General features: G+C 63.5%; 13 protein-coding genes, 1 tRNA gene and 1 pseudogene. 7 read left to right on the forward strand and 8 right to left on the reverse strand.

The annotated features are described in order from the left end of the window. Window positions 1-50: 50 nt before the first annotated feature. Genes murI through ACFJI2_RS02475 form a run of 3 tightly spaced genes read right to left on the reverse strand, consistent with a single transcriptional unit; the run spans window position 51 to window position 3063 of the window. The gene (gene murI / locus ACFJI2_RS02465) at window positions 51-893 is read right to left on the reverse strand and encodes a glutamate racemase (protein ID WP_377705787.1); all 843 of its coding nucleotides are present in this window, start codon (window positions 891-893) and stop codon (window positions 51-53) included. A gap of 7 nt (window positions 894-900) precedes the next feature. Next, complete coding sequence (locus tag ACFJI2_RS02470) at window positions 901-2430, reverse strand: fumarate hydratase (RefSeq protein ID WP_107877658.1); 1530 nt, start codon at window positions 2428-2430, stop codon at window positions 901-903. Between the two features lie 27 nt (window positions 2431-2457). Then, a complete protein-coding gene (locus tag ACFJI2_RS02475; protein ID WP_377705788.1) occupies window positions 2458-3063 on the reverse strand; it encodes a TIGR00645 family protein in 606 nt (201 codons plus the stop codon). Window positions 3064-3286: 223 nt separating this feature from the next. Here ACFJI2_RS02475 and acs point away from each other — a divergent pair, with 223 nt between their 5' ends. Continuing rightward, the gene (gene acs / locus ACFJI2_RS02480) at window positions 3287-5278 is read left to right on the forward strand and encodes an acetate--CoA ligase (protein WP_377703607.1); all 1992 of its coding nucleotides are present in this window, start codon (window positions 3287-3289) and stop codon (window positions 5276-5278) included. A gap of 87 nt (window positions 5279-5365) precedes the next feature. Beyond that, window positions 5366-5456 (forward strand) — tRNA-Ser (locus tag ACFJI2_RS02485). Window positions 5457-6017: 561 nt separating this feature from the next. Here the strand turns inward: ACFJI2_RS02485 and ACFJI2_RS02490 are convergent. The 5 genes and pseudogenes from ACFJI2_RS02490 to ACFJI2_RS02510 all read right to left on the reverse strand — a co-directional run bounded on the left by ACFJI2_RS02490 (window position 6018) and on the right by ACFJI2_RS02510 (window position 9899). Continuing rightward, a complete protein-coding gene (locus tag ACFJI2_RS02490) occupies window positions 6018-6215 on the reverse strand; it encodes a LysR substrate-binding domain-containing protein (protein WP_377705789.1) in 198 nt (65 codons plus the stop codon). Between the two features lie 65 nt (window positions 6216-6280). Continuing rightward, a pseudogene (locus ACFJI2_RS02495) lies at window positions 6281-6409 on the reverse strand (LysR family transcriptional regulator); the annotation flags it as partial. A 55-nt stretch (window positions 6410-6464) separates the two neighbouring features. After that, window positions 6465-8087 (reverse strand): FAD-dependent oxidoreductase, encoded by a 1623-nt coding sequence (locus ACFJI2_RS02500; protein WP_377703608.1) that lies wholly within the window; start codon window positions 8085-8087, stop codon window positions 6465-6467. 695 nt (window positions 8088-8782) lie between these two features. Further along, window positions 8783-9424, reverse strand: a complete 642-nt coding sequence (gene udk, locus ACFJI2_RS02505; protein WP_107877652.1) for a uridine kinase — start codon at window positions 9422-9424, stop codon at window positions 8783-8785. Between the two features lie 127 nt (window positions 9425-9551). Next, window positions 9552-9899 (reverse strand): YnfA family protein, encoded by a 348-nt coding sequence (locus tag ACFJI2_RS02510; protein ID WP_377703609.1) that lies wholly within the window; start codon window positions 9897-9899, stop codon window positions 9552-9554. A 62-nt stretch (window positions 9900-9961) separates the two neighbouring features. Between ACFJI2_RS02510 and ACFJI2_RS02515 the strand changes: the two genes are divergently transcribed. The 5 genes from ACFJI2_RS02515 (at window position 9962) to ACFJI2_RS02535 (ending at window position 12916) form a co-directional block, all read left to right on the forward strand. Continuing rightward, window positions 9962-10582, forward strand: coding sequence for a cation transporter (locus ACFJI2_RS02515; RefSeq protein WP_377703610.1), 621 nt, complete (start codon window positions 9962-9964; stop codon window positions 10580-10582). An 11-nt stretch (window positions 10583-10593) separates the two neighbouring features. Then, window positions 10594-11178 (forward strand): YdeI family protein, encoded by a 585-nt coding sequence (locus tag ACFJI2_RS02520; RefSeq protein ID WP_377703611.1) that lies wholly within the window; start codon window positions 10594-10596, stop codon window positions 11176-11178. Window positions 11179-11210: 32 nt separating this feature from the next. Then, complete coding sequence (locus tag ACFJI2_RS02525; RefSeq protein WP_377703612.1) at window positions 11211-11672, forward strand: cupin domain-containing protein; 462 nt, start codon at window positions 11211-11213, stop codon at window positions 11670-11672. Further along, window positions 11672-12514, forward strand: coding sequence for a ThuA domain-containing protein (locus ACFJI2_RS02530; protein ID WP_377703613.1), 843 nt, complete (start codon window positions 11672-11674; stop codon window positions 12512-12514). Before ACFJI2_RS02525 ends, ACFJI2_RS02530 begins: the two co-directional genes overlap by 1 nt. A 114-nt stretch (window positions 12515-12628) precedes the next feature. Continuing rightward, window positions 12629-12916, forward strand: a complete 288-nt coding sequence (locus ACFJI2_RS02535; RefSeq protein WP_377703614.1) for a hypothetical protein — start codon at window positions 12629-12631, stop codon at window positions 12914-12916. Window positions 12917-12922 lie beyond the last annotated feature (6 nt).

Raw genomic sequence — 12922 nt, forward strand, 5'->3', positions numbered from 1 at the left:
GGCATCTTGCAAAGGCCTACGGCGCTTTTTTTAGAAAAACGCCGAATTGCCTAGATTTTAAGCGATTCCACGTCCGCCGTCATTTTCAGCAGGGTGGCGAAGGCCGAAGCCAGCGCCTCCGCGGCGCCGGTGGTGTAGCCATGCAGCAGCGGCGGGTGGCCCGCGCTGCCCGGGCGCTGCAGGCCGCCGCTCTCGAGCAGGCGCGCCAGCTGGCGCGCCACCGCGTCGCCGGTGTCGATCAGCGCCACGTCCGCGCCGCCGGCTTGCGCCACCGCGCGCGCAATCGCTTCCTGCACGAAGGGGTAGTGCGTGCAGCCCAGCACCAGCGTGTCCGCGCCCTGCGCCACCAGCGGGGCGATATAGCGTTCCAGCATGGCGCGGGTGGCGTCCGTGTCCAGCTCCCCCTGTTCGATCAGGTCCACCAGGCCCACGCAAGGCTGCAGCAGGAACTGCGCTTGCGTGGCGCCGGCGATCTGGTCGCGCAGCAGCAGGAACTTTTCGCCTGACAGCGTGCGCTGCGTGGCCAGCACGCCCACCTTGCCGTTGCGCGTGGCGGCCGCGCCGGGCTTCAGGCCCGGTTCCACGCCCACCACCGGCAGTTCCGGGTGGTGCGCGCGGATCGCCTTGATGGCGGCCACGGTGGCCGTGTTGCAGGCCACCACCAGCGCCTTCACGCCGCGCGCCACCAGGAAGGCCGCCACCGCCAGCGAACGCTCCACCACCACCGCTTCCGTCTTGTCTCCATAAGGCGCAAAGCCGGAATCGGCGAAGTAGATCAGGTGCTCCTGCGGCAGCTGCGCGCGGACATGGCGCAGCACCGACAGTCCGCCAACGCCGGAATCGAAGACGCCGATGGGCGCATCGGCCGGCGTGGGGAAAGGCAGCGTCGGAATCACGGGCTTACTTGACCACGACAGGCACGTTCAGCGCCTCGATCTTGGCGGCCCATTCCTTCGGACCCGTGGTGTGCACCGAGGTGCCGCCAGCGTCCACGGCCACGGTGACCGGCATGTCTTCCACTTCGAACTCGTAGATGGCTTCCATGCCCATGTCCTCGAAGCCCAGCACTTTGGCCGACTTGATGGCTTTCGACACCAGGTACGCCGAGCCGCCCACGGCCATCAGGTAAGCCGACTTGTGCTTCTTGATGGACTCGATGGCGGCCGGGCCGCGTTCGGCCTTGCCGATCATGGCGATCAGGCCGGTCTGCTCCAGCATCATGTCGGTGAACTTGTCCATGCGGGTGGCGGTGGTCGGGCCGGCCGGGCCTACCACTTCGTCGCGCACCGGATCGACCGGGCCGACGTAGTAGATGACGCGGTTCTTGAAGTCCACCGGCAGCTGCTCGCCCTTGGCCAGCATGTCCTGGATGCGCTTGTGCGCGGCGTCGCGGCCGGTCAGCATTTTCCCGTTCAGCAGCAGGGTCTGGCCCGGCTTCCACGAAGCCACTTCTTCCTTGGTCAGCGTGTCGAGGTTGACGCGCTTGGACTTCTCGGTGTCCGGGGTCCAGCTCACGTCCGGCCAGTCCGACAGCTTCGGCGGTTCGATGTAGGATGGGCCGGAGCCGTCCAGCACGAAGTGCGCGTGGCGGGTGGCGGCGCAGTTCGGGATCATGGCGACCGGCTTCGATGCAGCGTGGGTCGGGTACATATTGATCTTCACGTCCAGCACCGTGGTCAGGCCGCCCAGGCCCTGCGCGCCGATGCCCAGCGCGTTGATCTTGTCGCACAGTTCGATGCGCAGTTCTTCGGTCTTGTTGCGTGGGCCGCGCTGCTTCAGCTCATACATGTCGATGTCTTCCATCAGCGACTCTTTGGCCATCAGCATCGCCTTCTCGGCCGAGCCGCCGATGCCGATGCCCAGCATGCCCGGCGGGCACCAGCCGGCGCCCATCAGCGGCACGGTCTTCAGCACCCAGTCGATCAGCGAATCGGAAGGATTCAGCATGACGAACTTGGTCTTGTTCTCCGAGCCGCCGCCCTTGGCCGCCACGCTCACGTCGACGGTATTGCCCTCGACCAGTTCCATGTGCACCACGGCAGGCGTGTTGTCCTTGGTGTTCTTGCGCTCGAAGTGCGGGTCGGCCACGATGGAGGCGCGCAGCTTGTTGTCGGCGAAGTTGTACGCGCGGCGCACGCCTTCGTTGACGGCGTCGGTGACGGTGCCGGAGAAGCCCTCGAAGCGCACGCCCATGCCGATCTTCAGGAAGACGTTGACGATGCCGGTGTCCTGGCAGATCGGGCGCTTGCCTTCGGCGCACATGCGCGAGTTGGTCAGGATTTGCGCAATCGCGTCCTTCGCCGCCGGGCTTTGCTCGGCTTCATAAGCGCGCGCCAGGTGCTGGATGTAGTCAGCCGGATGGTAGTAGCTGATGTACTGCAGCGCCGCTGCGATGGATTCGATCAGATCGTCTTGCTTTATGATGGTCATGGTGTTCTCGCTGGAGGATGAAAACTTTTAGTGCTGCTTGGTGAGGGCTTGGGTACGGGTCATCAGGTTATCGGTGTAGGCGATAGCGATGGTGGAGAGCAGGAAGACGATATGGATGGCGGTCTGCGCCACCAGCACCTTCTCGTCGTACTCCTTGGCGTTGATGAAGGTCTTCAGCAGGTGGATGGACGAAATGCCGACGATGGCCATGGCCAGCTTGGTCTTCAGCACCGAAGCGTTCACATGCGACAGCCACTCCGGCTGGTCCGGATGGCCTTCCAGGTGCATGCGCGAGACGAAGGTCTCGTAGCCGCCCACGATCACCATGATCAGCAGGTTGGAAATCATGACCACGTCGATCAGCCCCAGCACCACCAGCATGATGGTGGTTTCATTGAGCTTGGTCGGCACCGTGTTGCCGACGGCGACCGCGTGGAAGATGTGTTCCAAGGCCGCCTCGTTGCCGAGCGCCGCGCCGATCAGGTCCTTCAGCTCCACCCAGAAATGGAACACGTAGACGCACTGCGCCAGGATCAGACCCAGGTACAGCGGCAGCTGCAGCCAGCGCGACATGAAAATAAAGGCGGGCAGTGGCGACAGTTTGTTCGCTTGCGTGTTACGCGGTTGTTCCATCATTAATGCTTGCTCCGGTAGGCTGCGTTTGAATTGCCGACATTTTACACTCGCTCAACGCTGTCGGCACCGGCACAGGCGGATCTGCCGTAGAATTGGTGAAAAAGCCAAGTTGTCATTACGCCCAGTTTGGCTATGCGCAGGCAATGTAAGGCATCCGTAAGCGGCAGGGCTTAAGGTGTTTGCAAACAATTACTACTAATACTATTAATGGAGACCTAGCATGAGCACCCAGACCACAGAACAACAAGGCCCACAGGAATCGCGCGTGTTCGCCCCGTCGGCGGAATTCGCAGCGCAGGCCAACGTGTCCGGCATGGACGCGTACAAAGCCCTGTGGACCGAAGCATCGCAAGACTACGAAGGTTTTTGGGCGCGCCTGGCGCGCGAAAACCTCGACTGGAAAGTACCGTTCACGCGCACGCTGAACGAAGACGACGCCCCGTTCTACAAGTGGTTCGAAGACGGCAAACTGAACGTGTCCTACAACTGCCTGGACCGCAATCTTGAAAACGGCAACGCCGACAAGACCGCCATCATCTTCGAAGCGGACGATGGCGCCGTCACCAACGTCACCTACAAGCAGCTGCACGAAAAAGTGTGCAAGTTCGCCAACGGCCTGAAGTCGCGCGGCATCAAGAAGGGCGACCGCGTCATCATCTACATGAGCATGTCGGTTGAAGGCGTGGCCGCCATGCAGGCCTGCGCGCGCATCGGCGCCACGCACTCGGTGGTATTCGGCGGCTTCTCCGCCAAGTCCCTGCAGGAGCGCATCATCGACGCCGGCGCCGTGGCCGTGATCACCGCCGACGAACAGCAGCGCGGCGGCAAGCGCCTGCCGCTCAAATCCATCGTCGACGAAGCGCTGGCCATGGGCGGCTGCGACACCATCAAGGACGTCATCGTCTACCAGCGCACCGGCGGCGACGTATCGCACGTGGCGGGCCGCGACATCTGGCTGCACGAACTAGTGGACGGCCAGTCCGCCGACTGCGAACCGGAATGGGTGGAAGCGGAGCACCCGCTGTTCATCCTCTACACCTCCGGCTCCACCGGCACCCCGAAAGGCGTGCAGCACTCGTCCGCCGGCTACCTGCTGTGGGCCGCGCTGACGATGAAATGGACCTTCGACATCAAGCCTTCCGACGTGTACTGGTGCACCGCCGACATCGGCTGGGTCACGGGCCACAGCTACATTGCGTATGGTCCGACTGCAGTGGGCGCCACCCAGATCATCTTCGAAGGCATCCCGACCTACCCGAACGCGGGCCGCTTCTGGGAGACCGTGGCCAAGCACAAGGTCAGCATCTTCTATACCGCGCCGACCGCGATCCGTTCGCTGATCAAGGCCGCCGACGTCGATCCGAAAGTGCATCCGAAGAACTACGACCTGTCCTCGCTGCGCCTGCTCGGCACCGTGGGCGAACCGATCAATCCGGAAGCCTGGGTGTGGTACTACAAGAACGTCGGCAACGAAAAATGCCCGATCGTCGACACCTTCTGGCAGACCGAGACCGGCGGCCACATGATCACCCCGCTGCCGGGCGCCACGCCCATGGTGCCGGGATCGTGCACCCTGCCGCTGCCGGGCATCATGACCGCCATCGTGGACGAAGCCGGCCAGGACGTGCCGAACGGGCAGGGCGGCATCCTGGTGGTCAAGCGCCCATGGCCATCGATGATCCGCACCATCTGGAACAACCCCGAGCGCTTCAAGAGCAGCTACTTCCCGGAAGAGCTGGGCGGCCGCTACTACCTGGCAGGCGACGGCGCCATCCGCAACAAGGACACCGGGTACTTCACCATCACCGGCCGCATCGACGACGTGCTGAACGTATCCGGCCACCGCATGGGCACGATGGAAATCGAATCCGCGCTGGTAGCGAACCCGCTGGTGGCCGAAGCGGCGGTGGTGGGCAAGCCAGACGAGACCACGGGCGAATCGATCTGCGCGTTTGTGGTGCTGAAGCAAGCCCGTCCGACCGGCGAGGAAGCGAAGCGCCTGGCGCTCGAGCTGCGCAACTGGGTGGGCAAAGAGATCGGCCCGATCGCCAAGCCGAAAGAAATCCGTTTCGGCGACAACCTGCCCAAGACCCGCTCCGGCAAGATCATGCGCCGCCTGCTGCGCGTGCTGGCCAAAGGCGAGACGATTACGCAGGACGTCTCCACGCTGGAAAACCCGGCCATTCTGGAGCAGCTCAAAGAAGCGTCTTAAGCGGGCTAAAGAGGCGGAGCAAAAAACATTGGTACTTTCAAGAATCTTTGCTACAATGTGCGCCTCTTGCAGCGATGCGAGAGAACTGGAGAGGTGGATGAGTGGTTGAAGTCGCACGCCTGGAAAGCGTGTATAGGTTCATAGCCTATCGGGGGTTCGAATCCCCCTCTCTCCGCCAGGATAAAAATGGAAAGGCCACCCTCGGGTGGCCTTTTCGTTTTTAGCGTGGCGGAGAGAAGTAAGCCGCCTGCGCGGCTTACGCGGGGGATTCGAAGGGCTTCCCCTGCCGGGGAAGCCCTCTCCGAATCGTCCGACTGCTTCCCGCTGCGCGGGAAGCCCCGCGCGCCGAGGGCGCGCGCTCGTATCCCCATTTCAAGCTTGTGGCTATTCGAAGTCAGCAGCCCCAACACAACCCCAATGCATCCGAAGTCCGCGCCCCGCTACAGTCGAGCCCGTGTCGCGATGCCGGACCTGACCCCGCCCGCTGGACCTGACCCCGCCCGCTTGACCCCACCCGCTTGACCCCACCCGCCTGAAATACGCTTCAGTACAGTCTTTCATCAATCCCTCTTTTTTCCGCAAGTTATCTCCTCTAGTACCTCGTTTGCATTTGCATAACCGCGTGCTACACAGATAACAGGTGGGCATGGGCATTTGAAGGAAGTCAAGAGTGAGCTCGAAGGGCGCCGGCTTCGAAGGCGTGCAAACATCGAGGCTGTTGAAGAGATTCTTGCTGCGATCAACTCATTGCGGAGCAAGTGTGGATATGCAGCTGCGGATGGCGTCGTCCCATTTCCGCAAGCACTGGAGCGAAGTGAGTCGGGCCGAAAGTAAGCGGGGCGGCAATGCGCAAGCGGCCGCGAAGGTCGCCGGCAGGTGCAATCGTTTCTTTTGCCACGTCGATCTCGGCGCAGACCCCGGCGGCAAATCCCGGCACGTGGTGCCCGCTTCCGTCAGCGCCGCGCCCCGCGTGGTCCGGGACAGCAGCTGGACGCCCATGCCAGCTTCCAGCCGGGCGAGCCGGCGGCTGACAATCGACTTGGCCACGCCAAGCCGGAGTGCGGCAGCCGAGACTCCTCCGGCATCGGCGACTGCCACGAATGTCCACAATTCTTCGATGTCCAATATCATGCTCCCTTATTCGCGAGACAATTTCGGCATCGGTGGACAGCCCCGTACCCGGAGTCTAGCCTGCGCCTGGCCGATTGAGGTGGTCCCAGACACCAGAGATGACGACCGAACCCTCGCCAACCGACGCGGCAACGCGCTTGGAGGAACCGGCGCGCACGTCGCCGACGGCAAACACGCCATGGCATGAGGCTGCGTAGGGCGACGCGGCCTGCACGTCGCTGCCGGTCAGCACGAAACCCTTGTCGTCCAGCCGCACGAGGCCGGCAAGCCAGCCTGTATTCGGCACGGCACCAGCCATCACGAACATGGCGCAGGTGTCGACTGTCTCCTCCGAGCCGTTGCGCCGGATGGTCACCGCCTCCATCTTCTCCTTGCCATGCACGGCAACGGCCTGGGCGCCGTAGACGATGGTGATCGCGGGATCGGCCTCCAGGCGGGTCGACAAGTAGCTGGACATCGAGTCGACCAGCGAACTGCCGCGTACCAGGACCCGGACCCGCGCTGCGACGCGGCTGAGATACATCGCCGCCTGCCCGGCGGAGTTGCCGCCGCCGATGACGATCACCTCCGCGTTGCGGCAGAAGCGCGCCTCGTTCTCAGTAGCGGCATAGTAAATCCCCGCGCCCTCGAATTCGGCAAGGCGGTCGATCGGCAACCGGCGATACTGGACGCCGGTGGCGATCACCACGGCCCTGGAGCGCACCCGCCGTCCATTGTGGAACGTGGCGCAGAACGCGCCGCCCTCCAGCTTCTCCAGCGCCTCGACACGCAGCGGCATGGCGAAACGGGTGCCGAACTTCATCGCCTGCACTTGGCCCCGCCACACCAGGTCGGCGCCGGAGATGCCAGTCGGAAATCCCATGTAGTTCTCGACCTTGCTCGACGTGCCGGCCTGCCCGCCGATGGCGATATCCTCCACCACCAGCGCGCTCAGCCCCTCAGCCCCCGCGTAGACGCCTGCCGCCACGCCCGCAGGACCGCCGCCGACGATCAGCACGTCGACCTCCTCGTCGTCCACCAGATCCTGGTTCAGCCCGGTCAGGCGGGCAATCTTTTCCGGCGTCGGATCGGTAATCACCACGTCCTTTCCGAAGATCACAGCGGGCTGCTCAGGGTTGGCAGAGCAGCTCAGGGCAACCACTCGCGCCTCCGCGCTGCCCAGCGGATGGGTGACGTACGGAATCCGGTTGCGGGTCGCGAACTCGGCAATGCGCCGGATGCCCCGGTCAGCCTCCTCCCCGATCAGCACCAGCGAACTGAGGCCCGATTCCAGCTGCTTCCGGCGCCGCGCCGCGAGCACGGTGATGATGATGTCCGACATTTCGGGGACGTGCGCCATCAGCGTCAGCATGGCGGCGCGGGGAACCTCGATCACGCTGGTGTCCCGGACTGCACGGAAGGTATTCGACCAGTTGCCGCCCGCAAGGAAAGAGATCTCCCCCATAAACTGGGTCGGACCGAGAGTCGCGTTGATCAGCCGCTCGCCGGTGAAGGCGTTGACCACCTCGATCTCGCCTTGCTCGACAAAAACGAAGCTTTCAGCGGCATCGCCGGGCCGCACCAGCACTGCGCCGGCCGGATAGAGGACCTCGGTGCCAGCCGAGCGGATCGCGGCTATATGAGATTCCGCCAGCGGAATGCGCTGCATTGCTGCGAGATCCTGCCCAATTTTCTCCACGTTCAGCTCCTGGTCGATGTCGTCAAAAACTTAGAAAGTATTGCCGTTCCGATTATAGACGCGCTAGTACCGCTAACCGTCCTGCTGTGTCGTAGATTAGGGAACGCAACATCGCGCCTTTCCTCGATGCGCTCGAGAAGCTGAACCAGAAGATGCCGCTCGATGGCCTGCGGTGGAGCCTCGAACACGCTGAGACCATCAGTCCCGCGACCACCGACGCCTTCCGGGCGGCCTCGTTCAACCCGTGGGTCGGCATCAGCTGGATGGTGTCCCGGAAGTCGGTCTCCGGGGCCGAAGTGCTGGCCAAGGACAACCGCCTGGTCACCGATCAAACACTTCGGCGGCTATCCCCAGGCCCGGTGAGGGCGTGGAATGGGGAATTCGTCGTGCAGGGGCGGGTGTTTCGGCGCCGCAGGGATCCGCCCCTGGTCGCTGGCCACGGACACCGGCTACACCTTCGATGGCGTGGCCGGCCAGCCAAGGGTGGCGCTGCTCCTCGCGCGGCAATTATTTCGGAGACGAGGCAACGCTAGGGCCACGCAACTTCTCCAACATGCACCCGGCCCTGACCTTGCGGCCGGCCCGAGGGGGCCAGCGGAACGCCAGTCTCGACTTCTTCTGGCGCCACAGCACACGCGACGGGTGTATGCGCCGAACGGCACTGATCCGGGCCGCTGGCGATCGCGCCGACAAAATCAGGGCTGCTTCAACTGCCCGATAACACTTGCCACCTTGGTCGTAATCATATCGACCGCCGGCCCGTTCGCGCCATGCGGAATAATGATGTCGGCGTTGCGCTTGGTCGGCTCGATGAACTGCTTGTGCATCGGCCGCACGGTCTCCAGATACTGGCTGATGACGCTTTCCACCGAGCGGCCGCGCTCGGTGATATCCCGCTGCATGCGGCGGATGAAGCGGATGTCCGAGGCCGTATCGACAAAGATCTTCAGCGACATCATGTCGCACAAATCCGTGTCATACAGGGCAAACAAGCCTTCGATCACGATGACGGGCGCCGGCTTGACCGGAATGGTCCGGTCGGAGCGATTGTGCAGCGTGAAGTCATACTCCGGCATCTCGATCGCTTCGCCATTGCGCAAAGCCTGCACATGCTGCACCAGCAAGGGCCACTCGAAAGCCTGCGGATGGTCGTAATTCTGCTGGCTGCGGACTTCAGGACTGAGATGAGTCTGGTCGCAGTAGTAATCGTCCTGCATCACGACAGAGACCATATCCGTGCCGAACGCGGCCAGCACTTTTTGGGAAACCGTGGACTTGCCACTGCCGCTACCGCCTGCGACGCCAATAATAAACGGTGGGGAGGAAATCTTTTTCATACCGAATGATACCGGAACCGCGACTGGCCGGACACCGGGCCGGCTGGTTGGCTTGTTGCCCCGACGTTCAAATGCCTGGCGAAAAATGCAATACTTCCATTAATGCCAGCGCTAAAACGCTACGTCGTCAAGCGGCCCGGTGCCCGATTGCGATGCAGCCGGCGCCCGCCAGCGCCAGGCCCACGCCGACGTAATCGTTCCATGCCGGCCTCACGCCGTCAACGAAATACAGCCAGCCGATCGCGGTGGCGATGTAGACGGCACCGTAGCTTGCATATACACGTCCGCTGGCTGCCGGGTGCAAAGTCAGCAGCCACACGAACACCGCCAGGCTCAGCGCGGCCGGCAGCAGCAGCCAGGCAGAGCCTTTGCCCGTCAGCCACAGCAGCGGCAGGTAGCAGCCCAGCAATTCGGCGATTGCGGTGGCGAAGAACAGCCCGAACGTGCGGGCCAGGGGGATGGTATAGGTTTCCATGGTGGCTAAAGTTACTTTAGGATCTACCCTGTAAGCAAGCGTATTCGGGAGGGAGACCGGCAATGGCCAACTGCTGCGAAGACAAGGGCTGCGAGCTGAACGCCATGCGTGCCAGGCACGGCCGCGTGCTGTGGATTGTGCTGGCCGTGAATGCGGCAATGTTTGTGGTCGAAGGCGCGGCCGGCTTGCTGGCCCAGTCGACCTCGCTACTGGCCGATGCGCTCGACATGCTGGGCGACGCGCTGGTGTACGGCTTCAGCCTGTTCGTGCTGGCGCGTCCCGTGCGCTGGCAGGCGAGAGCGGCTTTCATCAAGGGCACTTTCATGCTGGCTTTCGGACTCGGCGTGCTGGGCGAGGCCGGCTACAAGATCGTCCATCCTGTGTTGCCTGAAAGCGTGACCATGGGGCTGGTCGGCGCGCTGGCGCTGGCCGCCAATCTGGTCTGCTTCTTCCTGCTCTACCGCCACCGCAGCGACAACCTGAACATGAGTTCCACCTGGCTGTGTTCGCGCAACGATTTGATCGCCAACGCGGGTGTGCTGCTGGCAGCCGCCGCCAGCTATGCATTCGCGTCGCGGTGGCCGGACATCATTGTCGGTGGCACCATTGCTGTGCTATTTTTGCATTCCGCTTACGACGTGCTGCGCGGCGCCCTGCATGCGCTGCGCCTTGCCCCAACCTGAAAGTATCCCCGATGCCGACTGCCCCCATGTTCTTCTCCGACGCAAGCCAGTTCCGTGCATGGCTCGAGGCGCACGCCGCCAGCGCGCCCGAGCTGCTGGTGGGATACCACAAGGTGGGTAGCGGGAAGCCGAGCATGTCGTGGTCCGAATCGGTGGACGAGGCGCTGTGCTTCGGCTGGATAGACGGCGTGCGCAGGCGCGTCGACGACGACACTTATACCATCCGCTTTACGCCCCGGCGGCCGACGTCCATCTGGAGCGCGATCAATATCGAGAAGATGGCCAAGCTGCGCGCGGAAGGGCGCATGACGCCGGCGGGTGAACAGGCGTTCGCGCTGCGCTCGGAAAAGAAGTCCGTCGTGTATTCCCATGAGCAGGCCGAAACGGCCGAACTGTCGGCGGCGGAACGCAAGCAGTTCAAGGCCCACGCGCAGGCTTGGCAGTTTTTCGAAGCGACCCCGCCGAGCTACAAGAAGCGCCTGCTGCACTGGGTGACCAGCGCCAAGAAGGAAGAGACGCGCGCCGGGCGGCTGTCCAAGCTGGTGGACGCCTGCGCGGCAGGCGAGCGGCTGGACTGGTCCGGCAAGCCAACATGATCAAAGGAGCGGCACATTCAAAGGAGCGGCATATGCCAGCATTCACGCCACACGGTTTCGTTAAAGAGGAAAACCCGGCCGAGGGATCGGACGCGCCCAACCAGACGCTGTGGATTTCAGAGGCGGGCGGCCTGACGCAATTCGGCGCCTTCGTCGAAGTGCTGCAGCCGGGCACGCGTTCATCCATCAAGCACTGGCACAGCGCCGAGGATGAAATGGTGTATGTGCTGGAGGGCGAGGTCACGCTGATTGAAGGCGACAACGAGACGCTGCTGCGCCCCGGCGACGCGGCCACCTTCCGCGCCGGCGATCCGGTCGGCCACTGCCTGTGGAACCGCAGCGCCATGCCCACGCGCTGCCTGGTGGTCGGCACCCGCGCGCCGGTGGACCACATCACCTACCCGGACCACGACCGCGTCTGCCACCGCGACCGTTCGCTGCCGGACGATATCTGGCTGAACGGGGCCGGCGAGCCTGCGTCGAGTCCGTACTGATGATGACACGGATCTCTTGCGTTGTAGCGCTGACGTTCGCCGCCGCCTTGCCGGCGGAGGCGCAGACGGTCAAGCCCATCAAGGTGCTGATGGTGAGCGGCGGTTGCTGCCATCACTACGCAGCGCAGCGCGCCATCCTGGAAGCGGGGCTGAAAGCGCGCATACCGGTGGAAGTCTCGCACGTGTTTTACGACCCCAAACCGGGCGAGAAGGCCACCCGGCCCGCGCTGCCGATCTACGGCAATCCGCACTACGCGGACGGCTACGACGTCGTGCTCCACAACGAGTGCGCGGCCGACGAGGACAGCGCGGAAGCCCTCGATGCCGTGCTGGCGCCGCACCGGCAGGGCATGCCGGGCGTAAACCTGCATTGCGCCATGCACTCCTACCGCTCCGGCACCTGGAAGCAGCCTGTCAAGGCGGGCGACGCGAACGCCAGGTGGTTTGAATACACCGGCATCCAGTCCACCGGCCACGGCCCGCAATCGCCCATCCACCTGGTGGTGGACCCGGCGGGCCATCCGGTGGCCCAAGGATTCCAGCCCTTCGTCACCGCCAACGAAGAGCTGTACAACAACCTCACCCAGTTCAACGTCACGCCTGTCCTCACCGGCACGCAGCCGGAAGCGAAGGCCGAGGCCGAGCGTGCGCTGAAGTTCAACGTGGCGTGGACGCACCGCTACGGTCCCAAACAGGCGCGCGTGTTCAGCATCACGCTGGCGCACAACGAAGCCGGCATGGCCGACCCGCGCTACCTGGACCTGGTGGCGCGCGGCCTGCTGTGGTCCACCGGCCACCTGCGCGACGATGGCGCTGCAGAGGCCGGCTACCTGCTGAGATAGCGCGGCAGCAAGGATTTCCTGAGGCAAACGTACATCGGCTCTCCGATGTGAATCGCTATAGTTTCAGCAATGGAGTACGTTGCTGTGTAACGATTACTGGGAGTAGAACAAGCTGTGCGACCGCATATTTACCGTGGGTTTGAAATCGACTGTGTTGTAGCAAAAGCAGAAACCGGCAAGCCCAGCGCCCGATGGCATTGTGCGCTGACCATCAGGGCGCTTGATGAGCCCGAACCTTTGCATTACGAGATCGACTTGAATGCGTGGACGCCGGCTGGCGCGCGCAATCTGTGCATCCAGTACGCCAAGCAACACGTGGATGAATCGAAGGGGCCGGAGCAGTATACTGGCAAGCCTGCCCACGCGCCGTTGACTTCGCCGTTGCGGAGGAAGGGCGGCTAACTTCGC

It is taken from the genome of Pseudoduganella sp. UC29_71 (assembly GCF_042693265.1).
Taxonomy (GTDB): domain Bacteria; phylum Pseudomonadota; class Gammaproteobacteria; order Burkholderiales; family Burkholderiaceae_D; genus Rugamonas.

Coding starts and splice junctions, on each gene's coding strand:
- ACFJI2_RS02475 (WP_377705788.1), bottom strand. CDS start 3,063: ATGGAACAACCGCGTAACACGCAAGCGAACAAACTGTCGCCACTGCCC.
- ACFJI2_RS02470 (WP_107877658.1), bottom strand. CDS start 2,430: ATGACCATCATAAAGCAAGACGATCTGATCGAATCCATCGCAGCGGCG.
- acs (WP_377703607.1), top strand. CDS start 3,287: ATGAGCACCCAGACCACAGAACAACAAGGCCCACAGGAATCGCGCGTG.
- ACFJI2_RS02510 (WP_377703609.1), bottom strand. CDS start 9,899: ATGGAAACCTATACCATCCCCCTGGCCCGCACGTTCGGGCTGTTCTTC.
- ACFJI2_RS02520 (WP_377703611.1), top strand. CDS start 10,594: ATGCCGACTGCCCCCATGTTCTTCTCCGACGCAAGCCAGTTCCGTGCA.
- ACFJI2_RS02525 (WP_377703612.1), top strand. CDS start 11,211: ATGCCAGCATTCACGCCACACGGTTTCGTTAAAGAGGAAAACCCGGCC.
- ACFJI2_RS02530 (WP_377703613.1), top strand. CDS start 11,672: ATGATGACACGGATCTCTTGCGTTGTAGCGCTGACGTTCGCCGCCGCC.
- udk (WP_107877652.1), bottom strand. CDS start 9,424: ATGAAAAAGATTTCCTCCCCACCGTTTATTATTGGCGTCGCAGGCGGT.
- ACFJI2_RS02515 (WP_377703610.1), top strand. CDS start 9,962: ATGGCCAACTGCTGCGAAGACAAGGGCTGCGAGCTGAACGCCATGCGT.